A 24362-nucleotide genomic window follows, 5' to 3' on the forward strand; every position below is an offset into this window, starting at 1 on the left:
ACCTCCCCCAGAGGGGGAGGATCTGGAGACGCCGAGCTAGATGCTCCCCCTCTGGGGGAGCTGTCGCGGAGCGACTGAGGGGGCCGCCGCGGGCGGACCGCCCCAAAAACGCTCATTCCTCGGAATAGTCCTGCCCCGGCAATATCTTGTTAAGCAAAGCGGCGCATCGATCAGACGATGCAGCCTGAACGCATGTGGGCATGAGCGTCGAACGCACCCTTCACCACTTCCCCCTCGACCCGGCCTCCCGCCAGGTTCGCCTCGTGCTGGGCGAAAAGCGGCTGCCGTTCGCCGAGGTGCAGGTGCGCTACTGGGAGTCGCCGCCGGACTTCACCAAGCTGAACCCGTCGGGCCTGACGCCGGTGCTGGTCGAGACCCGCCACCAGCGCACGGCGGTGATCTGCGAGAGCCGCGCGATCCTGGAGCATATCGAGGAGCAGGAGCCCGAGCCGGCGCTGCTGGGCCGCGAGGCCGGCGAGCGCGCCGAGGCCCGCCGCCTGATGCAGTGGTTCGACCGCAAGTTCGACAACGAGGTCAACGGCTTCCTCCTGCACGAGAAGATGGAGAAGCGCCTGCTGCGGATGGGCGCGCCGGACCTGTCGTCGCTGCGGCGCGGCCGCGACGCCCTGCGCGACCACCTGGGCTACATGGAAGGCCTGCTGCAGGCCCGCGACTGGCTGGCCGGCCGCCGTATGAGTCTCGGCGATTTCGCCGGGGCCGCGCACCTGTCGGTCATCGACTATTTCGGCGACGTGCCCTGGAAGGACTTCCCGGCGGTGCGCACCTGGTACATGAAGCTGAAATCGAGGCCGTGCTTCAGGCCGATCCTGGCCGACCGCTGGCCCGGCCTCGCGCCGGCCGCGCACTATGACGACCTCGACTTCTGACCTGACTCCCGAAGCGATCAAGGACGAGATCCGCCGCGAAGCCCTGGCTCTGGGCTTCGACGCCTGCGGCTTCGCCTCGGCCGCCGACGCCTGGCCCAACGGCGACTGGCTGCGCCAGTTCGTGGCCGAGGGCCTGCACGGGGCCATGGGCTGGATGGAGGAGACGCTCGAGCGGCGCAGCCACCCCACCGCCATGTGGACCGATGCGCTGAGCGCCGTCGTGCTGGGCGTCAATTACGGCCCCGACATCGACCCGCTGACCCAGCTGGAGCATCCCGACCGCGCCGCCATCAGCGTCTACGCCCAGGGCGACGACTACCACGAGGTGGTCAAGAAACGGCTCAAGCAGCTGGCCGGCTGGATGCACCGCCGCTGGGGCAATGAGGTCAAGGTGTTCGTCGACACCGCCCCGTTGATGGAGAAGCCCCTGGCCCAGCGCGCGGGCCTGGGCTGGCAGGGCAAGCACACCAACCTCGTCTCGCGCCAGTTCGGCTCCTGGCTGTTCCTGGGCAGCGTGCTGACCACGCTGGACCTGCCGCCCGACGAGGCCGAGATCGACCGCTGCGGCTCGTGCCGGGCGTGCCTGGACATCTGCCCGACGGGCGCCTTCCCCGCGCCGCACCGGCTGGATGCGCGGCGCTGCATCTCCTACCTGACCATCGAGCTGGCCGGCCCGGTCCCCGAGGAGTTCCGGCCCAATCTGGGTAACCGGATCTATGGCTGCGACGACTGCCTGGCGGCCTGCCCGTGGAACAAGTTCGCCAGCCTGTCGGCCGAGGCCAAGTTCCACGCCCGCGAAACCCTGAAGACCCCGCCGCTGGCGACGCTGGCCGGCCTCGACGATCCGGCGTTCCGCGCCCTTTTTTCCAAGAGCCCCATCAAGCGCATCGGGCGCGACCGCTTCGTGCGCAACGTGCTCTACGCCATCGGCAACAGCGGCGAGGCGGACCTGCTGAAGGTGGTCGAACCGCTGCGGGCCGATCCCGACGCCACGGTGCGCGATGCGGCCGATTGGGCGTCCGCGAGGCTTCAAAACGCCGTGTGACGCGGACGAAACCCGCCCTCATGAGATGAATTGTTCGGCTCTCCACTTAAGCTGGAGCGAAAACTGTGCTTAAAAATTCCGTGCAGGCGAGCAAATGAACAGCTTTTCGCGGCGTCATGTCGTCGCGAAGGCGTTCGAACGGACCAGAGCCGGTCGAACGTCCGCCAACGAAAAAGCACGGCCTCCGCGGATCTCAAGGACGGCCGGCGTAGCGCGGAGTAGATGATTGTCTAACAGTTCCAAAGTCCTGTCCGGCGCCAAGCCTTCGGCCAAACCAAAATCGAAGGACAACCAGGAGCTCGTCTGGCTCAAGGTTCTCGGAGCCCCACGGAGCGGAACGACGGTTCTCCAGCAGATCCTCAACACCCACCCCGCGGTCACCTGCCTGCACGAATACGGCCTGCCGCGCCTGATCGGCGTCGTCGACCTGCTGTTCGCCGCCGAAGACCAGATGTCCGAGAACACCCAGGTGGTCAGCCGCCTGCTCGAACTCGACCAGCGCGTTGAGGAGGACTGCTCCGAACTGACCGAGGAAGAGCGCCTGGTCGCGGTCGGCGTCCGCCGCGAGGCGCGCGACTTCCACGGCGAGCGCGAGGCGCGGACCAAGGAACGCATGCCGCTGATGCTGACGCCCAAGCGTCGCCATTTCACGCGGATCGTGCGCGGCGTGCTGGAAGGCGTCTCGGGCAAGGCCGACGTCCAGGTGGTGGGCGACAAGATGCCCAACTACCAGAACTATCATGACGATCCGCGATTGTTCGAACGCTACGGCGTGCGCCCGCGCAACGTCATGATCATCCGCCACCCGGTGGACGTGATCAATTCGTCGCTGGCCCGGCGCGACAACACCCTGGCCGGCGGGGATTCCTGGCACATCAAGACGCTGAACCACGCCATCCAGGAGTGGGTCGAGAACTGGGAGTTCGCCGCCGCCCACGCCGACGACGAGGACTACCTGTTCCTCAAGTACGAGGACCTGGAGAGCCGCTTCGCCGAGCAGTCGCAGCGCATCGCCGATTTCCTCGAGGTCGAGAACCGCTTCAGCTCGCTGTTCGAGCCCATGCCCTCGACGCTGCGGCGCTACGCCGTCTGCGACGCCGACGTGGCCAAGATCGAAGCCGTCCTCGGCGACATCGTCGCCGATTGGGACGACGCCGACCTGATGGACCTGCTGACCCGCCACCCGCTGGTCATCCGCACCCTGCCCCAGCCGCTGGAACTGAAGCTGGGCGGCGCCGAGCCGGTCAGCGTCTCGCTGCGGAACTTCGACGTCGCCGAGGAGCAATGGCGCTGGACGCTGGGCCACAGCGCCTCGATGACCTTCCGGCTGGAAGGCGGGCGTCCCGACTCCAAGGCCTGGGTCGAGTTCGACTTCTACCCCTTCTTCGGCGCCCGCCAGACCTTCACCCTGGTGCTGAAGACCCCCGACGGCGAGCAGGTGCACCACGAGCTGAAGACCACGGAGATGCGCGGCATCGCCACGCGCGGCATCGTGATGCCGGCGCCGGACGGGCTGGTGCAGCTGGAGCTGGTCATCCCCTACGTCAAGCAGCTCACCGACGAGCCGCTGGGCGATCCGCGGCCGGTCGGGGCGCAGATCCGCGTCGTGCGCGCCCACCTCATGTAGCGTCCGCATGTAGCGTCCGTTGGCGCCCTTCCCGCGGGAGGGGCGCCCGGCGACCGCGCGATCAGAGCGCCAGGTCGGCCAACCGCGGCGCGGCCGCGTCACGGCCGTTGCAGTGGATCTCGTCGGCCGCCAGCGGCCAGGCCACGCCCACCGCCGGATCGCTCCACAGCAGCGCGCCCTCGTGTTCGGGATTGTAGTAGGCGCTGACCTTGTAGGTGACCTCGGCCTCGTCGGTCAGCACGCAGTAGCCGTGGGCGAAGCCCTTGGGCGCCAGCAGCTGGCGACTGTTGTCGGCCGAGAGCTCCGCGCCCACCCAGGCGCCGAAGGTCGGCGAGCCCGGGCGGATGTCGACCGCCACGTCGAAGATCGCCCCGCGCACGCAGCGCACCAGCTTGTCCTGCGCATGCGGCGCGCGCTGGAAATGCAGGCCGCGCAACGTGCCGCGCCGGGTGGAGCGGGCGTGGTTGTCCTGCACGAAGGCGCCCGAGAAACCGGCCTCGGCCAGGGCGGACTCACGATAGGTCTCGGAAAACCATCCACGCTCGTCGCCATGGCGCTTCGGCGTGATAAGCAGCACGTCGGAAATCGCCATCGGCTCGATTTTCACGAATGAACTCCTTTGAACGCGAGTGCGACACGCATGGCTCGACCCAACGGCAAAGGCAAGGCCGGCGCCGCGCCGCTCCTCAGCGTCGTCGTCGTCGCCTACCAGAGCGGCCCGACCCTGGCGCGCTGCCTGGCCGGCCTGGCCGGCCAGACCTTCCGCAACTTCGAGGTCCTGCTGGTCGACAACGCCTCGACCGACGGCGCGCCCCAGGCGGCGGCCGCCGCGGACCCGTCGATCCAGCTGATCGAGCCGGGGGCCAACACCGGCTTCGCGGCCGGCAACAACCTGGCCGCCCGCCAGACGCGCGGTCGCTGGCTGGTGCTGCTCAATCCCGACGCCTACGCCCATCCCGACTGGCTGCAACAGCTGGTGGCGGCCACCCAGCGCCATCCGGACGTCCGCAGCTTCGCCTCGCTGCAACTGGTCGCCGACGAGCCGGGCCTGATGGACGGGGCCGGCGACGTCATGACCTCTGCCGGCATCCCCTTCCGCGGCGGCTACCGCCGCAAGGAGACGCCCAAGGTCTTCGAGGGCGAGGTGTTCTCGGCCTGCGGCGCGGCGATGATGGTCGAGCGCGACCTGTTCCTGGGCCTCGGCGGCTTCGACGAGCGGTTCTTCTGCTATTGCGAGGACGTCGACCTAGGCTACCGGCTGCGGCTGGCCGGCGAGCCGACCCTGCTGGCGCCGGACGCCAAGGTCGAGCACGTCGGCTCGGCGACGCTGGGCGTGCGCTCGGACTTCGCCCTCTTCCACGGCACCCGCAACCGGGTCTGGACCTTCCTGAAGAACACGCCCTCGCCCATGCTGTGGTGGAGCGCGCCGCTGCATTTCGGCGTGACGGCCGGCCTGTTCCTGCTGCACCTGCGCCGCAAGGACGCCGGGCCGGTGTGGAAGGGCTTCAAGGCCGCCTTCGTGAAGGCCGACCTCGACCCGATCCTGGCCTCGCGGCGCGAGATCCAGGCGGCCCGCAAGGCGCCGGCGATCGACATCCTGCGGGCCATGGCGCTGGACCCGGTGGCCTTCTTCGGCCGCCGGATCGTGATCAGGCAGTGGCGAGGTCGTCGATCATCCGCCGCATGAACTGGGCGCCGCGCTCGATCTGGGCGATCTCGACATATTCGTCGGGCTGGTGGGCCTGGTCGATCGAGCCCGGACCGCAGATGACGGTCGAGAAGCCCGCGTCCTGGAACTGCCCCGCCTCGGCGGCGTAGGGCGCGACCCGGGCCGGGCCGTTGTCGCCGGCCATGCGACGGGCGAAGGCCTCGGCGACTCCGTCCTTTTCCGGCGCGAAGGACGGTGTCAGCGACCGCGCCTCGACCTTGACCCCGCCCTCGGGCGCCTTGGCCTTGACCTCGGCGTCGAGCCGCGCGGCCAGGGCGAAGAAATCGGCGAGGATGGCGTCCGGGTCCAGGCCCGGCGGCGTGCGCAGGTCGAAGACGAACACGCACTGGCGCGCCAGGATGTTGACCGCCGTGCCGCCGTTGACCTGGCCGATGGTCAGGGTCGCGCCCTTGGGCAGGAACGGCGAGGCCGGGTCGGCTTCACGCTCCAGGCGCTCGGACAGCTCGACCAGATGGCTCATCAGCTTGACGGCGACCATGTTGGCCGAGACGCCCAGGTGGGTGAGGCTGGAATGGGCCTCGCGGCCGGTCACCGTCACCCAGTAGCTGGCGATGCCCTTGTGGGCCTGGACGGCGACCATGTCGGTGGGCTCGCCCACCACCACCAGGGCCGGTCGCGGAAAGTCGCGGGCGATGATGGCGATCATGTCCGGCGCGCCCAGGCAGCCGATCTCCTCGTCATAGGAGAAGGCCAGGTGGACGGGGCGCTTCAGGTCGGCCGCGACGAGGTCGGGGGCGGCCGCCAGGGCCAGGGCCAGGAACCCCTTCATGTCGCAGGTACCGCGGCCGTAGAGGCGGCCGTCGCGCTCGGTCAGGGTCCAGGGATCGCTGGTCCAGGGCTGGCCGTCGACCGGCACCACGTCGGTGTGGCCCGACAGCACGACCCCGCCGGGCACGGCCGGACCGATGCTGGCCATCAGGTTGGTCTTGGTGCCGTCGGCGTTGGGCGCCCGCCGCGAGGCTACGCCCAGATCGGTCAGATAGGCCTCGACCCATTCGATCAGAGCCAGGTTGGAGCCGCGCGAGGTGGTGTCGAAGGCCACCAGCCTGGCCAGGATATCGATCGCACGGGCGGAAAGCGCTTCGGGAGAGGAAACCATCCTTCGAGCCTAGGCCGCGCCGCCCCCGCCCGCCAAGCCCGCGCGATCCGGTCAGGGCAGGATCGTGCCCGCCGCCGGACAAAGCGCAGGAGGCGCGCAAGAAACGTCCCTTTCCACGGCTTTTCTTCGGGGGGCCTAAGCTTTAGAGGAAGCGGACCATGATCCTGACCCTCTCCTGCCCCGACCAGCCCGGTATCGTCGCCAAGGTCTCGACCTTCCTCTTCGAACGCGGCTGCAACATCCTCGACGCCCAGCAGTTCGACGACCAGGAGACGGGCGACTTCTTCATGCGCGTCGTCTTCGATCCGGACGGCAGCGACCGCGCCGCCCTGCGCGCCGAGTTCGAGGTCCTGGCCACGGGCTTCTCGATGCGCTGGACCCTGCGCGACCCGGCCGAGCGCTACCGGGTGATGATCCTGGCCAGCAAGTTCGACCATTGCCTGGCAGACCTCGTCTATCGCTGGCGGATCGGCGAGCTGCCGATGGACGTCACCGCCATCGTCGCCAACCATCCCGCGCAAACCTACACCCACGTCGACCTGTCGGGCCTGCCCTTCCATCACCTGCCGGTGACCAAGGAGACCAAGTTCGAGCAGGAGGCCGCGCTCTGGAAGCTGATCCAGGAGACGCAGACCGACATCGTCGTGCTGGCCCGCTACATGCAGGTGCTGTCCGACGGCCTGGCCGCCAAGCTCAAGGGCCGCTGCATCAACATCCACCACTCGTTCCTGCCGGGCTTCAAGGGCGCCAAGCCCTACCACCAGGCCCATGCGCGCGGCGTGAAGGTGATCGGGGCCAGCGCCCACTACGTGACCGGCGACCTCGACGAGGGCCCGATCATCGAGCAGGACGTCGAGCGCATCAGTCACCGCGACACGCCGGAAGACCTGGTCCGCAAGGGCCGCGACATCGAGCGCCGTGTGCTGGCCCGCGCCCTGCGCTGGCGCCTGGAGGACCGGGTGCTGCTGAACGGCCGCAAGACGGTGGTGTTCACCGACTAAGGCCGGCAGATCCGCTCTGCGGATCATGGCTCCATTCTAGATCGTTATCCCGGGCGGAGGACCGCGAAGCGGACCGCAGACCCGGGACCCAGGGGCAACCGCACTGCGCCGGCCCCTGGGTCCCGGCTCTCCGCTGCGCTGCGGCCGGGATGACGATTGTTGGGGAAGGCTTCGAGTTCCCCCTAGAAGTCCACCTGCACCGAAACCCAAAGGCGTCGGGGCTCCTGGTTGTTGGTGTATTCCGGGGCGTAGGCGACCGGCGTCCCGTAGGGCAGCTGGCGCACGAAGTCCTTGTTGAACAGGTTGTAGATCGTGGCGTTCAGCGTGACCTTGTCGGTCGCCTCGAACGACCCGCCCAGGTGGAACAGGCTGTAGGCCTTGTAGTCGCCCAGGGCGACGCGGGCCGCGCCCTCGCCGCGATAGCGCTCGCTACGGTATTCACCGCGTACCCAGGCGTTCAGGCGATCGCTGACCCGCCAGCGCAGATTGCCGTTGAGCATGTGCTCGGGCGTGTCGGTCAGCTTGCGGCCGGCCTCGGCGCCGCTCTTCTGCTCGCTGTCGGTGAAGGTGTAGTTCAGGCCCAGGGTCCAGGCTTCCGCGAAGCGCAGCCGCATGGCCGCTTCCAGGCCCTGGGTCGTGGCCTCGTCGATATTGATGCTCTGGCCGAAGGTGGCGGCGTTGGGGAAGAAGCCGACGTCGGTGCAGCCGGCCGGACGGCCCGCGCCCGAATTGTACTGCGTCAGGTCAAGGCCGAAGGCGCAGTTGGTCACCGGCGGGCCGGCGGCGATCTTGTCCTCGAACTGGTTGTGGAACACCGTGACGCTGGCGGTGAAGCCCGCGCCGTTGTCGTAATAGGCGCCGGCCTCGGTGCTGGTGCTGGTCTCCGGCTGCAGGCCCGGCGAGCCCAGCAGCGGCAGGCGGCCCTGCTGGCCGAAGCCGTTGATGCCGGGGGCCAGCTGCTCCAGGCGCGGGGTCTTGAAGCCCTGGCTGACCCCGCCCTTGAAGGTCCAGGCCTGGCTGGCGTTCCAGACGAGATAGGCGCGCGGGCTGAAGTGGCCGCCGAACACGCTGTGGTCGTCGTGGCGAGCGCCGACCGTCAGGGCCAGAGCCGACGTGAAGCGCCACTCGTCCTCGGCGAACACCGCCCACTGCTGGTGCTCGAACGGCCGCGGCGCGACGCCGTCGACCATCTCGGCGTCCCAGTACTGGCCGCCGACGGTGAAGGTGTGGTTCCTCCAGCGCGAATGCAGCTTGGTGTCGAAGATGGTGTTGGTCGACTCCAGGTCCCGCGCGCCGCCGGCTCCGGCCACGCCGTTGGGGATGATCCGGCCGATGGTCTCGGTCTTGGCCTGGGAAAGGTTGCTCTCCAGCTGGCCGAACGGCAGGCGCCAGTTGTGGGCCAGGGCGACCTGGCGGCGGTTGAACTCCAGGGCGTTGGCGTAGCCGCCGGCTGTGGTGTTGGTGCCCATCTGGCCCCGGGCGTTGTCGTACCACTGGGTGGACTCGTCGATGTCGAGCCACAGGTCGTGGTCGGCATGCGGCGTCAGGGTCAGGCGCGCGCCCAGGGTGCGCAGCTCGCTCTTGGTGGCGCTGCGGCCAAAGCCGGTGATCGGGGCGTCGACGCCGCCGACATTCTCGAAGGTCAGGCTGGAGGCTTCGCGGTTCAGGAAGCTGCCGCGCACCGCCAGGCCCAGCAGGTCGCGAACGATCGGGCCGTTGGCGTAGACATTGCCGCCGTAAAGGTTGCCGAACTCGTCGTCGCCCTGAACCGTCGCATCGAGGCTGGCCGTGCCGGTCCACTTCGCGCCGACCTTGCGGGTGATGATGTTGACCACCCCGCCCATGGCGTCGGAGCCGTAGAGGGTGGAGACCGGGCCGCGCACCACCTCGATGCGGTCGATGGCCGCCACCGGCGGCAGGAAACTGGTCGCGGTCTCGCCGAAGCCGTTGGGCGTGACGCTGCCGGCGGTGTTCTGGCGGCGGCCGTCGATCAGGATCAGCGTGTAGTCGCTGCCCATGCCGCGGATGTTGATGTTCAGGCCGCCGGTCTTGCCCACGGCCGAGCCGACATCGACGCCTTCGACATTGGTCAGCACCTCGGCCAGGCTGGCCGCGCGCATCTCCTCCAGCTCCTGGCGAGGCAGCACGGTGACGCTGGCCGGGGCGTTGACCAGCTTCTGCTCGAAGCCGGCGGCGGTGACGACCACCCCGTCCAGGTCCGCCGCATCGGGCGCGGCGGCGTGGGCCGCGCCAACCATGGCCAGGGCGGCGGCCGACCCCATCAGAACGGAAGCAAACGTGAGGCGCGACATCCCAACTCCAGCCAAGCTTTTTGCGAGTGAGTGTCGCTATCAGCCGCTGAAATCGGGAAGCCAAGCGCTTTGGCGAACCGGCAACGATTTGAAATCCGCCAGCAATGCGGGCGCAAGATTGCGCCCGCAGCGCCCCTCCGACGAGACCGTCGATCAGCCCTTCGGGGTCTGCAACTTGCTGCGCAGCACGCCGATCAGTTCGATCCGGAACACCAGGGTGCTGCCCGGCGGGATGTCGGGACCGGCCTGCATGTCGCCATAGGCCAGGTCGGCGGGCACGTAGAGCGTCCACTCGTCGCCCGGGCGCATCAGTTGCATGGCCTCGACCCAGCCGGGGATCAGGCCGCGCAGCTGGAACGAGGCCGGCACGCCGCGCTCGTAGGAGCTGTCGAACACCACGCCGTCCAGGCGCTTGCCCTCGTAGTGGACCTTGACCTCGTCGATCGGGCGCGGATGCAGGCCGTCGGCCGGACCCGAGCGCACGACCTTGTACTGCAGGCCGCTGGGCAGGGTGACGACACCGGGTTCCTTGGCGTTCTTGGCCAGGAAGTCGACGCCGGCGGTCTTGTTGGCCGAGACCGCCGCCTGCTGGGCGGCCAGGTCCTGCTTCGAAGGCCCGCAGCCCGCCAGGGACAGACCGGCCAGGACGGCGATGACGAGGAACCGAGCGCGCATGAAAGTCTTTCCGATGGGCGAAACCGCGCCCTGAGCTAGCAGGCTTGGCGCGAACATCAATCATTCCGTGGTTGGGACGCCCATGAGACACCGTTGTCATGCAACGGTGGTGGCGCATGCGGCCCCGACCCCTTAAGACGCATCAATCGAGACGTAAAACGAGGCGTTCATGAAACCTGTCCGCAAGGCCGTTCTTCCCGTCGCGGGTCTTGGCACCCGGGTCCTGCCCGGCACCAAATCGACGCCGAAGGAACTGCTCAACGTCGTGGACCGGCCCATCCTGTCCTACATCGTCGAGGAAGGCCGCGCGGCCGGCATCGAGCACTTCGTTTTCATCACGGGCCGCGGCAAGGGCGCCATCGAGGACTATTTCGATCACCAGATCGAACTCGAGATGCAGCTCGAGGCCAAGGGCAAGCTCGACATCCTCAAGCAGCTGCGCGACGAGCTGCCCCGGCCGGGCGAGATGAGCTTCGTGCGCCAGATGGCCCCGCTGGGCCTGGGCCACGCGGTGTGGTGCGCCCGCGACATCATCGGCGACGAGCCGTTCGCGGTGCTGCTGCCCGACGTCATCGTCGACTCGCCGAAGTCGGCCCTGGCCCAGCTGATCGAGGTCTACGACCAGGTCGGCGGCGGCAACATCATCGGCGTCGAGGAAGTGCCCGAGAGCGAGACCCACAAGTACGGCGTCGTCGCCCCGAGCAAGGTCGAGGGCCGCCTGGCCACGATGAGCGGCATGGTCGAGAAGCCCGCCAAGGGCACGGCCCCGTCGAACTGGGCCATCGCCGGCCGCTACATCCTGCAGCCGGAGATCTTCGACCTGCTGGCCAGCCAGGAAAAGGGCGCCGGCAACGAGATCCAGCTGACCGACTCGATGGCCAAGCTGATGCAGGACCAGGCCTTCCACGCCTATGTCTACGAAGGCGACACCCACGACTGCGGCGACAAGATCGGCCTGCTGAAGGCCAATGTCGCCCTGGCCCTGAAGCGTCCGGACCTCGGCGAAGCCGCCCGAAAGGCGATCTCGGCTCTGCTGTAGGGTTCTCTCGCAGCTGAAATTGAAAAGGCCCCGCTCCAGCAGGAGCGGGGCCTTTTTTGTAATTCCCCACATCGTCATCCCGGCCGCAGCGAAGCGGAGAGCCGGGACCCAGGGGACCGGGCTCGGCGACCGGGTCAAGCGCCCGGTGGTGGCGACTGCTGTGCGGCCGCCCCTGGGTCCCGGGTCTGCGGCCCGCTGCGCGGTCCTTCGCCCGGGATGACGAACTTAAGGAGAGCCGACTACACCGTGCGCGGCGGATAGCCGTGCTCGCGCAGGGCGTTCATGACTTCCTGGGTGTGCTGGGCGTCGCGGGTCTCGATGGTGATGTCGAACTCCGCGCCCTTGGCCGGCACGTCCAGGGCCAGGCGGTTGTGGTTCACCTCGATGATGTTGGCGCCCATGGTCCCGATCACGCTGGCCACGGTCGACAGCAGGCCCGGACGGTCGTCGCCCACGATGCGCAGGGACACCAGGCGCTGGGCGCGCACCAGTTCGCGGGTCAGCACCGAGGCCAGCAGGCGGGTGTCGATGTTGCCGCCGCACAGAATCAGGCCGCACTTCTTGCCGCGGAAGCGCTCCGGATAGGCCAGCAGCGCCGCCAGCGAGGCCGCGCCGGCCCCTTCGGCGATGGTCTTCTCGACGTTGCAGTAGAGCGAGACGGCCTGCTCCAGGTGCGGCTCTTCCAGCAGCAGCACGTCGTCGATCAGCGGGCGGGCGACGGCGTAGGTCAGCTCGCCGACCTGCTTGACCGCGACGCCCTCGGCAATGGTCTGGCCGCCGCAGTGGGCCTGGACGCCGCGCATCTTGGCGGTGAACGACGGGTACATGGCCGGCTCGCAGCCGATGATGCGGATGTCGGGCTTCAGCGCCTTGGCCGCCGTGGCCACGCCGCTGATCAGGCCGCCGCCGCCGATCGGCACCGGCAGGATCTCCAGGTCGGGCACGTCTTCCAGCATCTCCAGGGCGATGGTGCCCTGGCCGGCCATGATGTCGTAGTCGTCGAACGGGTGGACGAAGGTCAGGCCCTGCTCCTCGCGCAGCTTGCGCGCATGGGCGTTGGCGTCGTCATAGGTTTCGCCCTCGATGACCACGTTGGCCCCGAAGTCGCGGGTGTGCTGCACCTTCACGAACGGCGTGGTCTTGGGCATGACGATGGTCACCGGCACGCCGAGGCGCGCGCCGTGATAGGCCAGGCCCTGGGCGTGGTTGCCGGCGCTGGCGGCGATGACGCCCTTCTGCTTCTCGGCGTCCGACAGCAGGAGAAGCTTGTTGAGCGCCCCGCGCTCCTTGTAGGCGGCCGTGAACTGCAGGTTCTCGAACTTCACCCACACCTCGGCGCCGGTAATCTTCGACAGCGTCCGCGAATAGCGACACGGCGTGCGCTCGATGTGGCCGGCCAGACGGTCGGCGGCGGCGCGGATGGCGGTGATGTCGAGGGTCATGTAAGCCAATCTCAAGTACGGCACGTGGTCGCCTGGCGGCTTGATAGTCGGTTTATCGACACGGCGCAGCAGCCGGGCACAATTTCGCCGGCTTTGTGCTCGAACAGCAGCACCCTCGCAGGGCGATCGCGGCCGACGCAGCCCGGCCGAGTTGTCGTTGACTTGGTCGGGCTAAGTCCCTAGACGCTACGATATCGCTGGTGCGCGCCCAGTCGTAACAAAAGCCCCGGACAGAATCGACAATGTCGAACGCCTTGAAGGCCGCCTATAAAGACCTCGTCGATGGCGTTCGTTTGGCTCCTCTTTGGATTGGTCTCGGATGGGACCAAACCATCGGCCGTTTTAGACGAACGTTCCTGGGTCCATTCTGGCTTTCGACCACTCTGCTTACCATGGGTTTCGCGCTGAGCTTCGTGTTCGGCAGCCTGTTGGGCGCGCCGTGGCGGGAAAACTTTCCCTATGTTCTGGCCGGCATTCTAGCCTGGGGCCTGGTGGGCACCGGCATCGCCGAAGGCGCCAACATGTTCATCAACGGCGCGGGCGTCATGCAGGTGCAGCGCCTGCCCCTGTCGTTCCACGCCTGGACCGCGACCTTCCGCACCCTGGTCAATTTCGGCGCCCAGCTGCTCACCTACTGGGTGGTGCTGGTGGTGATGGGCCTGGCCGCCGTGCCGTCCTGGACCCTGCTGCTGACCCTGCCGCTGCTGTTCGTGGCGACCTTCCTGGCCAGCATCGTGGTGGCCATGCCCTCGACCCGCTTCCGAGACATCGGCATGGGCGTGGGCTTCGTGATCTCGCTGCTGTTCTTCATGACGCCGATCTTCTGGCGCGCCGGCCCCTCGCACGGCTTCCGCAGCCACCTGATCCACTACAACCCGTTCTACCATCTCGTGGCCCTGATCCGCGAGCCGCTGCTGGGCAACGCGCCGTCGATGTCCGATTGGGCTTGGGGTCTGGGCTGGACCGGCGCGATGCTGGTCATCGCCTACCTGCTGATCGTCGCCTTCCGCAAACGCGTCATCTTCTGGCTATAGGACACCGTGATGAGCCACTTCATCGAGCTTAGCGGCGTCACGCTCGACTATCCGATCTATTCGCTCAGCTCCAAGTCGCTGCGCAGCGCGGTCTTCGCCCGCAAGATCGGCGGTCAGATGTATCGCAACGCCGACGTGACGGTGGTGCGCGCCCTGAACAACATCAGCTTCAAGCTGAAGGAAGGCGACCGCCTGGCGCTGGTCGGCCACAACGGCTCGGGCAAGACCACCCTGCTGAAGGTGCTGGCGGGCATCTACGAGCCCACCGTCGGCCAGGTGCGCATGAACGGCAGCGTGGCCACGACCATCTCGGTCAGCGCCGGTCTCGACTACGACATGACCGGCCTGCAGAACATCTTCAACCTGGGCCGCATGCGCATGGTTTCGCGCAAGCACATCCAGAGCAAGCTCGACGACATCATCGAGTGCTCGGGCCTGGCCCAGTTCATCCACCTGCCGGTCCGCACCTATTCGCAGGGCATGGTCGCCCGCCTGATGTTCGCCGTGACCACGGCCTTCGAGGCCGACATCCTGATCATGGACGAGTGGCTCAGCGCCGGCGACGCCGACTTCCAGGAGCAGGCCCGCGCGCGGATGACCGAGTTCATCAACCGCGCCAAGATCGTCGTCGTGGCCACCCACGACTTCCACCTGGCCCGCGTCGTCTGCAACAAGGTCTGCGCCATGGGCGGCGGCCGCATCGGCTTCTTCGGCACCACCGACGAGTGGGAGAAGTGGATCGAGGCCGGCCAGCAGCCGATCTACGCGAAATCCGCTTGATGCACGGCTGAGAAAGCTCGACCCTCGGCGCCGCGACGCGCCGGCGGAACGGGCTCGCTAACGACCCCCGGCGGCAGGACGAACCACGCATGCGAATTCTGGTCATCTCCAATCTCTGGGGAGAGAATGCGCTGGGTGGCTACGAGATGGCCTGCCGCGGCGTGGTCATGGGCCTGCGCGAACGCGGCCACGAGGTGCTGGTGCTGACCAGCGCCGGCCGTGCCCCCAATCCGCGCCCGGACGCCGACGTCTCCGAGATCTTCAAGCTGCACTGGTTCGGCCCGCAGCCGCCGCAAGGCCACGCCGACGCCGACCTGGCCCTGCAGCGCAGCGTCGGCAACGACTACTTCAACTCCTACCAGCTGCTCGGCGAGATCCGCCGCTTCAAGCCCGACGTGGTCTATGTCTGGAACCTGTTCGGCCTCGGCGGACTGGGCATCCTCGACCTGCTGTCGATCATCGGCGCGCCCTGGGTGCTGCACCTGATGGACCGCCTGCCCGACTTCCTGCTGAACTGGACCCCGCCGCTGGTGCGGGTGCTGTTCGCCCGCAGCAACGCCGAGATCATGCGCTCGGCCTCGGTGATCGTGATGAGCGAGCACCTGCGCGACGAGATCACCGACTACACCGGCGTGGTCTTCGAGCGCGCCCCGCTGATCGTGCCCGGCTGGGCCCCGCCCGCCTCGGGCGAGCGCAAGCCGCGCGAGCCCGGCGCGCCCTGGCGCTTCGTCAGCTCGGCCTCGATCTCGGCCGAGAAGGGCTGCGGCCTGATCGTCGACGCGGCCGCCGAGCTGGTCGAGCAGGGCTTCGACAACTTCATCGTCGACATCTACGGCGCCGGCGCGGTCTCCGACTTCGTCGAGCGCGCCCAGATGATGGGGGTCGGCGACAAGGTGCGCTTCCTGGGGTCGCGCCCGCAGGAGGTGCTGTTCGACCTCTATCTGGAATACGACGCCTTCCTGTTCCCGACCTGGGAGCGCGAGCCTTTCGGCTTCGCGCCGATCGAGGCCTCGGCCCAGGGCTGCCCGGCGATCCTGACCCGCAACTGCGGCGCCGCCGAGCGCCTGGTCGACCGGGTCCACTGCATCAAGATCGAGCGCACCGTCGAGGCGCTGGGCGAGGCCATGCGCCGGGTGATGGCCGGCGAGGTCGACCTGGCCCGGATGGGCCGCGCCGCCGCCCAGGCCTGCGCCCAGGGCCTGTCATTCGAGCGCTGCCTCGACGCCATCGAGGACAAGCTGACCGAGGAAGCCCGTCCCTGGTCGACCGAAGCTCTGGACGACCCCAAGCTGCCGCTTCTACTGTATTCGAAGCACCATCTCGCCTATGCGACGAACTATGGCGTGGAGTGACCCGATGACCGATAGCCGCCAGCAGGAACTGCTCGAGCTCAATCGCCGGATCCAGGTTCTGGAGGGCCAGGTCCTGGCCCTGACGGCGCGCCTGAACGCCGAGACCTCGACCCTGGAGACCGAGGACGTCGCCTCGCCCGCCGGCGTTCACCGCCGCCTGTCGGCGGTCGACCGCAAGGTCGACGGTCTGGCCGCCTGGCTGTCCGACATCGCCCGCCGCCTGGTCTCGCACCAGGCCCGCGCCACCGACACCGACGAGCGCCTGGCCCTGTTCGGCGCCCGCTTCGATCGCGAACTGACCCGCGAGCGCAACGCGGTCGATGGCGTGCGCGTGCGCGAGACCCAGCTCGCCCAGCTGACCGACGCCCTCTACAAGGACGGCCTGGCCGTGGCCAACCGCCTGTCGGCGATCGAGGACGCCCTGGCCCCGGCGCCGCCCAGCGCCCCGGCCCGCAAGCAGGCCTGACGCGCGCCGGGCTCGCGGCCCGGCCTAGTTGATCCGCACCGAGATCAGCGCGAAGCCCATTTCGCGCGTGTCGTTGGAAAAACCATCGTCGCTGGGCGAGACCAGGCGGTCGGTGGTCAGCGACAGCCAGACCATGTCTTCCAGCGGCAGGTCCGGCAGGGCGAAGGTCTGGCGCACCACGCTGTACTCGCCGCTGGTCTCGGCGTCGAAGACGATGGTCCCCAGCGCCTGGCCGTTGAGGGCGCAGGCCGCCTCGTAGCGCTGGCGCGAGGGCGTGAACAGCGACATGCACTCGATGGTCAGCGTGTGGGCCGCCTCGACGACCTGCGGCCGGAAGCGCACAACGCAGCGCCGCCGCCCCGTCCACACACCCCACGGCTCGGGCTTGTGGAAGCCGCTGAGGCCCACCCGCATGTCGTCGGAGGCCTGCACGGCCTCGCCCTCGGGAAACGGCGCCAGGCCGCTTTCCAGCACCTGCACGTGGTCTTCCAGCGCCGCCCGCTCCCGGGCCCAGGCGGAGTCGACGCCGGGATCCCAGACCTGGAGATGCCGGGCCACGGCGCGGGCCCGCTGGTCGGGGTCGCGCAGGGCCCTGGCGACCTTGGGCGTGGCGGCCTCGGCGATCACCTGCCGATAGAGGTCGACATAGGCCTCGCGCCAGCGATCCAGCGCCATCTCCTCGCGCACGCGCTGGCCCAGGGCCGTCGCGGCCTTGGCGTCGTACAGCGCCAGCTCGTCGAGGATGTTCTGCACGTTCAGCGCCCGGGTGAAGCTGCGCAGTCCGAAGTTCTCGCGCCGCCAGCCCTCGTAGCGCTCGGGCGTGGCCATACCGGCCAGGCCCCGCCCGTCGCACACCACCACCGCCCGGTGGCAGGCCATGGCCTCCATCGCCGTCAGGGCGCTGGCGAAGACGATGTCGTACTGCGGGATCAACTCGTGGGGATTGTCGATCAGCCGCTTGGCGGCCGCGCCCACCACCGTCGCCTCGATCCCCCGCTGGGCGCAGGCCTCGAGGATGATCTCGACGTGGCCGCGGTTCTTGGCGAACACCAGCGCCCGCTTGGGCGCCCGCGGCAGGGCCGGACCGGGCTGGAAGAGCTCGGTGTCGATGCCGTTGGGGATGATCGACACGTCCGCCGGCGACACCCCCGCCTCGACCGTCAGGCGGTCGCGGAAGCCGTCGCTGATCGTCACGTAGCGGCGCAGGTTCGGCAACCGGGGCGGCGTGTCGTGCCAGGCGATGAAGTCGTGGCAGACGAACACGCCGGGGGTCTGCGGAAACCGCGCCAGGGCCACGGCGGTCTGGATGACGTGCTGGCCGTGGATGACGTCCGGCGTCTCCTCGAGCGTCTCTATCGACGAGGTGACCGAGATCGAGGCCGCGCGCAGTTCGTCGGCGATCGGCCCCAGGCGCGGCGAATAGACGATCGGCCTGTGCCCGGCCTTGACCAGCGACAGCGCCAGGTTGCGCAGCACCGTCTCGGTGCCCGACCGGCCGGCCAGGGTGATGTTGGTCAGCAGGACCCGCAGGCTCTGGCCGGCGGACGGCGCGGACGGGGCCATCGCCTAGCCCTCCGCGAAGAGGACGGGCGGCCGCGCCCGCGCCGGCGCGATCATGCCACCTGGTCCCGCTTGGAGGCCTTGGCCTGGCGCTTGGCGGCGACGATCGCCTCGACCCGCTCGACCATCGGCACCAGGCAGCGGCTCCATTCCAGCTCCGCGCGCTTGGCCGGACGCCCCTTGGCGCGGGGCGGCTCGTCGAGGATGGCCGCGACCCTGCCCCAGAACGCCTTGGGATCGCGCTCGACATGCACGTTGTCGAGGCGGGCATAGGGCTCGAAGCCGATAAAGGCGCCCTCGCTGGCGACGATGGGCCGACCCGAGAGCAGCGCCTCGGCCGTCTTCAGGTTCGAACCGCCGCCGTACGACTTGGGCAGCACGACGACCCGGGCCTGGTCGTACAGCGCCTCCAGCAGCTCCTGCTGGACGAAGCCCAGCAAGGTGGCGTGGCGGCGCAGGGCCGGGATGGTCAGGAACTCGGGCATGGACTCGATCAGGTTGCCGACCGAGCCGGCCACCAGCATGCGCTTGCCTTCCATGGCCGCGGCCCGGTCGCCCTGCATGGCCTCCAGCAGCGCCTTGGCGTTGGGAAGGTGGCCGCTGCTGACGAACAGGGCGTAGGGCTCGTCGCCGACATAGGCGCGGACGGCCTCGACCGCCTCGGCGCTCGGCGACAGCTTCAGGCCGCCGTTGCGGGCGACCGTGACGTCCTTGGCCCCGAACTCCAGGAAGGCGCGGCGATCGTCGTCGGAAACCGTGAACACCGCGTCGCAGGCCGTGGCGATCTCGCGCTCCTCGGCCTCGATCAGGTCCATGCTGTCGTCGATCACCTCGCCCTGCAGCTCCAGCAGCTCGCGGCGATAGGTGGTCTCGACATTGTAGGACGAGTGGATGATCCGCGCCTTGGGGCAGACGCCGTCGGCGACCAGCCGCCGGACCACCGGCCACAGCGACGGCTCCTCGAACTGGACGACGTCCGGCTTGAACTTGCGGGCCATGTCCGCATAGGCCTGGAAGCTGGTCTCGACCGAGGCCAGGGCGCGCCACATGGCGATGGCCGGCGGCAGGCCCAGGCGGCCCGCCTCGTCGGCGACCTCGCGGGTCAGCGGGTGGTCGAACTCGGTGTAGTCCTCGGGCTTGACCCGCTTGGGATCGTAGAGGCCGGAATAGACGACCTCATGCCCGGCGGCCCGATAGGCCTTGACCACGGCCGACGCCCGCAGGGCGCCCCCGTGCCCGGGCTTCACGATCGGATAGGGGCCAAGGATCAGGATCCTCATTCGAAAGTCTTCCTAGACACGGCGCGGGCGGTGGGACGGCGACGGATCGCCGGCCGCTGCGGGATAACGCGCCGTTGCGGCGCTGGATCGGCGTTTATTTGACCGAGGCGGGGCGGGCGCGGCTCTTGGCCGGCGCGGGCGCGGCGGACTTGGTCCCGCCGGACTGCGCGGCCAGCCCGGCCAGGGCGCTCTCGATGTTGCCCAGACGATGGGCCAGGGCCAGATCCTCCTTGCGGTCGCCGGCCGCGCGCGAGGCCGCGCGCTCCAGGCGGGTGATCAGGGTGGCGGCCTTGGCGGTCTGCTCCGGCGGCGGCAGGCGCTTGGTGGTCTCCGAGATCGCCGCCAGCCAGGCGTGCAGCTCGTCGAGGCGCTGCTGCTGCTGGCCGCCGGCCTGGGCCACGCCCTCCAGCCACGCCGCCAGCACGTCCACGCGGGCGTTGGCGCCGGCGAGGCCGCCGCGCAGGTCGTCCAGGGCTTCCCGCTGGTGACGGTTCTCCTGGCGCAGGGCTTCGCAGGTCGCCCGCAGCTCGTTCAGCTGCCAGTCGATCATCGCGTTCGTGTGGGCGAGCTCCGCCCGCAGCGCCGCGTCGTGCGCGTTCAGGCGCGCCTCGACGAACAGCGCCAGGCGCCGCGTCACCGGTCGGGCCAGCCACTTGAGGAACGATCGTCCGGCCCCCGCTTGTCGATCGCTCATCCCCATCCCCTCATCGTAATCCGTCTTCCATGCACCTGCCGCCAGGGCGCCTCAATGCGGATAGCCGCGCGCCATGGACAGCGAGAGATCCTGCTTGACGTGGAACAGCAGCGAGAGCCGCGGATCGCGCGCCTTTTCCACGTCCCAGCCCGTGGCCGCGCGCTCCAGCGCGTCCTCGATCTGGCCAATCATCTTCTCGAGCGACAGGTCCGAGTGCACCAGCTGCGCGGCGGCGCGGCCGATCGGCGCCAGGTCGATCCGTCCCTCGGCGATCGCCTGCATCGCGTCGGCCAGCTCGCCGACGTCGCGCTCGATCTTGAGGCAGTGGACCTTGTCGAGCACCCGCTCGGACGCCCCGCAGTTGCGGGTCATGATGGGCACGCACGCGCAGGCGGCGGCCTCGATCGGGGCGAAGCCGAACGGCTCGCGCTCCCAGGTCGGGAACAGGAAGGCGTCGTAGGACGGATAGGCCGCCAGCAGGTCGGACTGGCGCCGGCCGCCGAGGAAGCTGATCTTGTCCTGCACGCCCAGGGCGCCGGCCTGCTCGACGAAGGTCGCGATCTGGCCTTCGCCGAAGACGTCGATGGTGAAGTTCCCGACCCCGCGGGCCACCAGCTCGGCGGCGGCCTCGACCATCAGGCCGATGCCCTTGTGCGGCACCACGGCGCCGGCGGTGACGAAGCGCGCCACGCCGCCCTGCAGGAATTCCGTCCGCTGGCTCAGCCCGTCGGTGTCGACCCAGCCGGGCACCACGTCGACCGGCTTGTCGAAGACGATGCCGGTGTCCTCGGCGATCTCGTCGAGCAGGTGCTCGCTCATCGCGATGACGTTGGCTTCGCGCAGGATCTCGCCGGCCACCCGGCCGAAGATCGGCCGCGACAGCTGCGGCATGTTGCGGAAGATGAACTCGGGCTGCTTGTCCATCAGGTGGATGACCCACGGCACCCCGACGACGTCGAGCACGTCCAGCACGCCCAGGCCGCCCATGGCGAAGGTGTTCCAGACATAGACCAGGTCCGGCTCGAACTCGCGCAGCAGCGCCAGCAGGGTGTGGGCGTGGTGGCTGTCGCCCGTGGCCGAGCGATAGACCCCCAGGGTCTCGTGGGCCTGGTTCTTCTGCTTGTAGGGCTGGAACCAGTCCGAGCGCATGCAGCGGCGCACATAGGGCGGGTCGGGCGGACCCAGCACGTGCGACGGCGTGGTGGCCACCAGGATGTCGTGCCCGCGCGCGATCAGGGCGCGGCTGACATTGGCGGCGGCCAGTTCGTAGCCGCCGAGATAGTAGGGCGGCCAAAGATCGCTCAGGACGAGGATCTTCATGCGGCGATCGCCCCCTTGCCGGCCAGCAGCGCCTCGTAGAGCCGCCCCAGCTTCAGGCCCACGGCCATGGCGCTGTGGTTGGCCTCGACGTGGGCGTGGGCGCCCTTGGCCGAGAAGTTCTTGGCCCAGCGCCCGTCGCGGAAGTCCTCCAGGTGGCCGACCAGCTCCTCGTGGGTCTTGAACACCCGGCCCAGCTCGCCGTTCGGCACCATCTCGGGCAGCGAGCCGCCGTCCGACACGATCACCGGCAGGCCGCAGGCCATGGCCTCCAGCGTGGTCAGGCCCATCAGCTCGGTCTTGCGGACGATCGTTCCGTAGACGTCCTTGGCCGTCGAGCCCTGGGCGAACAGGCCGGCCGACCGGTAGAGCTCGATCAGCTGCTCGTCGCTGGCGTCATGGATGAAGGTGACGTCCTTGCCCCGCGCCATGTCCTTGAGCAGCTCGTAATATTCCTTGTGGTAGACCGAGCCGACCATGGTCATCGACAGGCCGTCCGGCAGGGCGCGGATGATCCGGTCGATGCCCTTGTGGGGCATGATGCGGCTGACGCAGATCACCGACTTGGCGCGGGCCTTCTTCGGCTTGGCCGCCGGCTTGAAGGTGTCGGTGTCGATCGGCCCGACGATCACCTCGTAGCGTCCGCCGTAGGAACCGGCGATCAGCGAATGGGCGAAATTCGAGATCGAGACGACCGCGTCGGCCAGATCCAGGCCGCGGCCGGTGGTCATCACCGGGTGGTGGCCGCCGCCGAGGTCGGTCATCACGACCGGCTTGCCCAGCGATTTGGCGATGACGCTGGCGTAGGCGCCGAACGTCGTCAGCGACTGGTGCACGTGCACGATGTCGAAGTTCTCGATCTCGCGCCAAAGATACTGCGAGATCCCATCCATCAGGTTGGGCGATGGGTTCTCGTTCTTCAGCACCCGGACCGGAATACCGCCCTGCAACAGGAAGCGATTTTCCTTACCGATAGATACCACTGTTTGCTGGATGTTCTTGGACAGAGACGGCGCGGCAACCTGCAAGGCTTGGGCTATATTCGCAACATAACGTTCGCCACCACCGACAACCGAGTCCGGCCCGAAATAGGTAGGCGTCAGATGTGCGACCCGCAACGCGTTCATAGCCGGCGTTTCCTTGGCGAGGAGCTTTGATGCGCCCCGGCTCCTTGATTAAGGGTACATTTGGTTGATGCGGGCCGACATCTACACGCCGTGTCACGCCTCCGCTAGCCCCAAGCTAAACCTTATCGCGCTGCATTTTCCGCTGACGCCCGAGCTATTTACGTCCCCCCCCGACATCGTGTAGGACCAGCCTCGAAGGTAATTTGGGGTCGCCGGTGCCGAATAGAATCCTGGTAACTGGGGGAGCGGGCTTTGTTGGTTCGTTCCTTTGTGAAGAGCTACTGGCCCAAGGCCACGAAGTGCTTTGTGTCGACAACTTCTTTACAGGTAGGCGGCGTAACGTCACTCATCTTCTGCCTAACAGCAACTTTGAGCTAATTCGCCACGACGTAACATTCCCGCTCTACGTTGAGGTTGACGAGATTTATAATCTCGCCTGCCCCGCGAGCCCTGTGCACTATCAATTCGACCCGGTCCAAACCACTAAGACCAGCGTCCACGGCGCGATCAACATGCTTGGACTGGCCAAGCGCGTTCGCGCCAAGATTCTGCAGGCTTCGACTTCGGAAGTGTACGGTGATCCGGCCGTTCATCCTCAAACCGAAGACTATTGGGGCAACGTCAACCCGATCGGCATCCGGTCGTGTTACGACGAAGGCAAGCGCTGCGCGGAGACCCTGTTCTTCGACTACTGGCGCCAGCACCAGACCCGCATCAAGGTCGCGCGGATTTTCAACACCTACGGCCCGCGCATGCACGAGGCCGACGGCCGCGTGGTGTCCAACTTCATCGTCCAGGCGCTGTCGGGCGAGGACATCACCCTGTACGGCGAAGGCACGCAGACCCGTTCGTTCTGCTACGTGTCGGACCTGGTTCGCGGCCTGATCGGCCTGATGAACACCGGCGACGAGGTCACCGGCCCGGTCAACCTGGGCAATCCCAACGAGTTCACCATCCGCCAGCTGGCCGAGAAGGTGCTCGAGCTGACCGGTTCGAAGTCGAAGCTGATCTTCAAGCCGCTGCCGTCGGACGACCCGCGCCAGCGCCAGCCGGACATCGGCCTCGCCGAAGAGCTGCTGCAGTGGCGGCCGACCGTCGAGCTGGAGGAAGGTTTGCGCAAGACCATCGCCTATTTCGACAGCGTCCTCAGCCAGGGCGACGTCCCGCTCGAACAGGTCTGATCGCATGGCCAGCACCCCGCAATCCGTCTTCAACGGCCAAGTGCGGATGTCCACCGAAGTGGCGGCGCTCGATTCCCGGTCGTACGTCGTCCACTGCTACAACGCGATCCTGCGCCGCGAGCCCGAATACGCCGACGCCGGCGATCTCTCGGCGCTCGAGGCCAAGGTCGACTTCCTGCTGACCGTGCTGGGCAGCGACGAACTGAAGCTGACCCCCAACCTGACCTATACCGGCGTGCTGCGCCGGCTGGCGACGGCCCTGGGGCGCGACCTGCTGGTCGACCTGGTGATCGAGCAGGTGGTCGATTCCTACCCCACCAGCGAGGACCTGTGGGCGGGCCTCAGCTATCTGCGCGAGCAGATCATCGAGGCGACGCGCCAGGCGGCCGCCACGACCGGGGCCGACCTGGAGCTGCGGGTGGGCGCGGCCCTGGCCGCCGCCCGCGCCGCCGAAGAGACCGCCGCCCGCCAGGCCGTTGAACTGGCCGAGCTGCGAGAGGCCTTGCGCACGCTTTCCGGGCGCCTGCAGCTGCTGGAACGTGAAGTTTTCTAAACGGGCTTTCGCCGGCCCGTTGCATGATCAATATCGCCGGGCGTCCGCTTAGCGCGGACCCGGTGCGGGGATTGGAAGCGACGACATGCGCGTAGCGATGATTGGCACGGGCTATGTGGGCCTGGTGTCGGGGGCGTGTTTTGCGGACTTCGGTCACGTGGT

General features: G+C 68.3%; 22 protein-coding genes and 3 pseudogenes. 14 read left to right on the top strand and 11 right to left on the bottom strand.

Annotated elements, in window-relative coordinates; all coding sequences use genetic code 11:
• The first annotated feature begins 200 nt into the window (after window positions 1–200).
• The 3 genes and pseudogenes from fzlA to AC07N1_RS24010 all read left to right on the top strand — a co-directional run bounded on the left by fzlA (window position 201) and on the right by AC07N1_RS24010 (window position 3559).
• Window positions 201–887: an FtsZ-binding protein FzlA gene (gene fzlA, locus AC07N1_RS24000; protein WP_494674079.1), complete on the top strand. Its 687-nt coding sequence runs from the start codon at window positions 201–203 to the stop codon at window positions 885–887.
• A pseudogene (queG, locus tag AC07N1_RS24005) lies at window positions 868–1917 on the top strand (tRNA epoxyqueuosine(34) reductase QueG); the annotation flags it as partial. The gene fzlA and the pseudogene queG, both read left to right, overlap by 20 nt.
• Window positions 1918–2158: 241 nt before the next feature.
• The gene (locus tag AC07N1_RS24010) at window positions 2159–3559 is read left to right on the top strand and encodes a sulfotransferase family protein (protein ID WP_494674080.1); all 1401 of its coding nucleotides are present in this window, start codon (window positions 2159–2161) and stop codon (window positions 3557–3559) included.
• Between the two features lie 61 nt (window positions 3560–3620).
• Here AC07N1_RS24010 and rfbC read toward each other — a convergent pair whose 3' ends face one another.
• Complete coding sequence (gene rfbC / locus AC07N1_RS24015; RefSeq protein ID WP_494674081.1) at window positions 3621–4166, bottom strand: dTDP-4-dehydrorhamnose 3,5-epimerase; 546 nt, start codon at window positions 4164–4166, stop codon at window positions 3621–3623.
• Between the two features lie 33 nt (window positions 4167–4199).
• On the opposite strand from rfbC, the gene AC07N1_RS24020 reads away from it, so the two are divergent.
• Window positions 4200–5246 carry a glycosyltransferase family 2 protein gene (locus AC07N1_RS24020; protein WP_494674082.1) on the top strand — a complete coding sequence of 349 codons (1047 nt, stop codon included), beginning with the start codon at window positions 4200–4202 and terminating at the stop codon, window positions 5244–5246.
• On the opposite strand, the gene argE is transcribed toward AC07N1_RS24020, so the two are convergent.
• Window positions 5209–6387, bottom strand: a complete 1179-nt coding sequence (argE, locus tag AC07N1_RS24025) for an acetylornithine deacetylase (protein ID WP_494674083.1) — start codon at window positions 6385–6387, stop codon at window positions 5209–5211. The two genes, AC07N1_RS24020 and argE, sit on opposite strands and share 38 nt — an antisense overlap.
• A 158-nt stretch (window positions 6388–6545) precedes the next feature.
• Here argE and purU point away from each other — a divergent pair, with 158 nt between their 5' ends.
• Complete coding sequence (gene purU / locus AC07N1_RS24030) at window positions 6546–7388, top strand: formyltetrahydrofolate deformylase (protein WP_494674084.1); 843 nt, start codon at window positions 6546–6548, stop codon at window positions 7386–7388.
• A gap of 44 nt (window positions 7389–7432) precedes the next feature.
• Here purU and AC07N1_RS24035 read toward each other — a convergent pair.
• The 3 genes and pseudogenes from AC07N1_RS24035 to bamJ form a co-directional block, all read right to left on the bottom strand.
• A pseudogene (locus AC07N1_RS24035) lies at window positions 7433–7540 on the bottom strand (hypothetical protein); the annotation flags it as partial.
• A gap of 30 nt (window positions 7541–7570) precedes the next feature.
• Window positions 7571–9700 carry a TonB-dependent receptor domain-containing protein gene (locus AC07N1_RS24040; protein WP_494674085.1) on the bottom strand — a complete coding sequence of 710 codons (2130 nt, stop codon included), beginning with the start codon at window positions 9698–9700 and terminating at the stop codon, window positions 7571–7573.
• Window positions 9701–9853: 153 nt separating this feature from the next.
• Window positions 9854–10375: a BamJ family beta-barrel-assembly machinery protein gene (gene bamJ, locus AC07N1_RS24045; RefSeq protein WP_494674086.1), complete on the bottom strand. Its 522-nt coding sequence runs from the start codon at window positions 10373–10375 to the stop codon at window positions 9854–9856.
• Window positions 10376–10544: 169 nt separating this feature from the next.
• Here bamJ and galU point away from each other — a divergent pair, with 169 nt between their 5' ends.
• Both galU and AC07N1_RS24055 read left to right on the top strand, forming a co-directional pair.
• Complete coding sequence (galU, locus tag AC07N1_RS24050; protein ID WP_494674087.1) at window positions 10545–11414, top strand: UTP--glucose-1-phosphate uridylyltransferase GalU; 870 nt, start codon at window positions 10545–10547, stop codon at window positions 11412–11414.
• A 75-nt stretch (window positions 11415–11489) separates the two neighbouring features.
• Window positions 11490–11634 (top strand): annotated as a pseudogene (locus tag AC07N1_RS24055) (hypothetical protein); the annotation flags it as partial.
• Window positions 11635–11653: 19 nt separating this feature from the next.
• On the opposite strand, the gene AC07N1_RS24060 reads toward AC07N1_RS24055, so the two are convergent.
• Complete coding sequence (locus AC07N1_RS24060) at window positions 11654–12856, bottom strand: threonine ammonia-lyase (RefSeq protein ID WP_494674088.1); 1203 nt, start codon at window positions 12854–12856, stop codon at window positions 11654–11656.
• A gap of 242 nt (window positions 12857–13098) precedes the next feature.
• On the opposite strand from AC07N1_RS24060, the gene AC07N1_RS24065 reads away from it, so the two are divergent.
• The 4 genes from AC07N1_RS24065 to AC07N1_RS24080 all read left to right on the top strand — a co-directional run bounded on the left by AC07N1_RS24065 (window position 13099) and on the right by AC07N1_RS24080 (window position 16488).
• Window positions 13099–13890 (top strand): ABC transporter permease, encoded by a 792-nt coding sequence (locus tag AC07N1_RS24065; RefSeq protein ID WP_494674089.1) that lies wholly within the window; start codon window positions 13099–13101, stop codon window positions 13888–13890.
• Between the two features lie 9 nt (window positions 13891–13899).
• A complete protein-coding gene (locus AC07N1_RS24070; protein WP_494674090.1) occupies window positions 13900–14670 on the top strand; it encodes an ABC transporter ATP-binding protein in 771 nt (256 codons plus the stop codon).
• An 89-nt stretch (window positions 14671–14759) separates the two neighbouring features.
• Entirely contained in the window at window positions 14760–16022 is a 1263-nt protein-coding gene (locus AC07N1_RS24075) for a glycosyltransferase family 4 protein (protein WP_494674091.1), read from the top strand.
• A 4-nt stretch (window positions 16023–16026) separates the two neighbouring features.
• A complete protein-coding gene (locus tag AC07N1_RS24080) occupies window positions 16027–16488 on the top strand; it encodes a hypothetical protein (RefSeq protein WP_494674092.1) in 462 nt (153 codons plus the stop codon).
• 24 nt (window positions 16489–16512) lie between these two features.
• On the opposite strand, the gene AC07N1_RS24085 is transcribed toward AC07N1_RS24080, so the two are convergent.
• From AC07N1_RS24085 to AC07N1_RS24105, 5 genes are all read right to left on the bottom strand, one after another.
• The gene (locus tag AC07N1_RS24085) at window positions 16513–18051 is read right to left on the bottom strand and encodes a glycosyltransferase family 4 protein (RefSeq protein WP_494674093.1); all 1539 of its coding nucleotides are present in this window, start codon (window positions 18049–18051) and stop codon (window positions 16513–16515) included.
• A 50-nt stretch (window positions 18052–18101) separates the two neighbouring features.
• Window positions 18102–19328, bottom strand: a complete 1227-nt coding sequence (locus AC07N1_RS24090; protein WP_494674094.1) for a glycosyltransferase family 4 protein — start codon at window positions 19326–19328, stop codon at window positions 18102–18104.
• A 94-nt stretch (window positions 19329–19422) separates the two neighbouring features.
• Entirely contained in the window at window positions 19423–20022 is a 600-nt protein-coding gene (locus AC07N1_RS24095) for a hypothetical protein (RefSeq protein WP_494674095.1), read from the bottom strand.
• A gap of 51 nt (window positions 20023–20073) precedes the next feature.
• Window positions 20074–21342 carry a glycosyltransferase family 4 protein gene (locus AC07N1_RS24100; protein WP_494674096.1) on the bottom strand — a complete coding sequence of 423 codons (1269 nt, stop codon included), beginning with the start codon at window positions 21340–21342 and terminating at the stop codon, window positions 20074–20076.
• Window positions 21339–22466: a glycosyltransferase family 4 protein gene (locus AC07N1_RS24105; protein WP_494674097.1), complete on the bottom strand. Its 1128-nt coding sequence runs from the start codon at window positions 22464–22466 to the stop codon at window positions 21339–21341. Before AC07N1_RS24105 ends, AC07N1_RS24100 begins: the two co-directional genes overlap by 4 nt.
• Before the next feature lie 215 nt (window positions 22467–22681).
• On the opposite strand from AC07N1_RS24105, the gene AC07N1_RS24110 reads away from it, so the two are divergent.
• The 3 genes from AC07N1_RS24110 to AC07N1_RS24120 form a co-directional block, all read left to right on the top strand.
• Window positions 22682–23647: a UDP-glucuronic acid decarboxylase family protein gene (locus AC07N1_RS24110; protein WP_494674098.1), complete on the top strand. Its 966-nt coding sequence runs from the start codon at window positions 22682–22684 to the stop codon at window positions 23645–23647.
• A 4-nt stretch (window positions 23648–23651) separates the two neighbouring features.
• Window positions 23652–24200, top strand: coding sequence for a hypothetical protein (locus AC07N1_RS24115; protein ID WP_494674099.1), 549 nt, complete (start codon window positions 23652–23654; stop codon window positions 24198–24200).
• 85 nt (window positions 24201–24285) lie between these two features.
• Window positions 24286–24362 (top strand): hypothetical protein (locus AC07N1_RS24120; protein WP_494655298.1); only part of this gene is annotated, 77 nt, incomplete at its 3' end.

The organism is Caulobacter sp. GW821-FHT09B11, from assembly GCF_059418205.1.

Excerpts from the sequence above, each read along its gene's own strand:
- AC07N1_RS24070 (WP_494674090.1), top strand. The coding sequence starts at position 13,900 with ATGAGCCACTTCATCGAGCTTAGCGGCGTCACGCTCGACTATCCGATC.
- AC07N1_RS24115 (WP_494674099.1), top strand. The coding sequence starts at position 23,652 with ATGGCCAGCACCCCGCAATCCGTCTTCAACGGCCAAGTGCGGATGTCC.
- AC07N1_RS24040 (WP_494674085.1), bottom strand. The coding sequence starts at position 9,700 with ATGTCGCGCCTCACGTTTGCTTCCGTTCTGATGGGGTCGGCCGCCGCC.
- argE (WP_494674083.1), bottom strand. The coding sequence starts at position 6,387 with ATGGTTTCCTCTCCCGAAGCGCTTTCCGCCCGTGCGATCGATATCCTG.
- AC07N1_RS24080 (WP_494674092.1), top strand. The coding sequence starts at position 16,027 with ATGACCGATAGCCGCCAGCAGGAACTGCTCGAGCTCAATCGCCGGATC.
- AC07N1_RS24090 (WP_494674094.1), bottom strand. The coding sequence starts at position 19,328 with ATGAGGATCCTGATCCTTGGCCCCTATCCGATCGTGAAGCCCGGGCAC.
- AC07N1_RS24020 (WP_494674082.1), top strand. The coding sequence starts at position 4,200 with ATGGCTCGACCCAACGGCAAAGGCAAGGCCGGCGCCGCGCCGCTCCTC.
- purU (WP_494674084.1), top strand. The coding sequence starts at position 6,546 with ATGATCCTGACCCTCTCCTGCCCCGACCAGCCCGGTATCGTCGCCAAG.
- galU (WP_494674087.1), top strand. The coding sequence starts at position 10,545 with ATGAAACCTGTCCGCAAGGCCGTTCTTCCCGTCGCGGGTCTTGGCACC.
- AC07N1_RS24095 (WP_494674095.1), bottom strand. The coding sequence starts at position 20,022 with ATGAGCGATCGACAAGCGGGGGCCGGACGATCGTTCCTCAAGTGGCTG.
- AC07N1_RS24060 (WP_494674088.1), bottom strand. The coding sequence starts at position 12,856 with ATGACCCTCGACATCACCGCCATCCGCGCCGCCGCCGACCGTCTGGCC.
- fzlA (WP_494674079.1), top strand. The coding sequence starts at position 201 with ATGAGCGTCGAACGCACCCTTCACCACTTCCCCCTCGACCCGGCCTCC.
- AC07N1_RS24100 (WP_494674096.1), bottom strand. The coding sequence starts at position 21,342 with ATGAAGATCCTCGTCCTGAGCGATCTTTGGCCGCCCTACTATCTCGGC.
- bamJ (WP_494674086.1), bottom strand. The coding sequence starts at position 10,375 with ATGCGCGCTCGGTTCCTCGTCATCGCCGTCCTGGCCGGTCTGTCCCTG.
- AC07N1_RS24065 (WP_494674089.1), top strand. The coding sequence starts at position 13,099 with ATGTCGAACGCCTTGAAGGCCGCCTATAAAGACCTCGTCGATGGCGTT.
- AC07N1_RS24085 (WP_494674093.1), bottom strand. The coding sequence starts at position 18,051 with ATGGCCCCGTCCGCGCCGTCCGCCGGCCAGAGCCTGCGGGTCCTGCTG.
- AC07N1_RS24075 (WP_494674091.1), top strand. The coding sequence starts at position 14,760 with ATGCGAATTCTGGTCATCTCCAATCTCTGGGGAGAGAATGCGCTGGGT.
- AC07N1_RS24105 (WP_494674097.1), bottom strand. The coding sequence starts at position 22,466 with ATGAACGCGTTGCGGGTCGCACATCTGACGCCTACCTATTTCGGGCCG.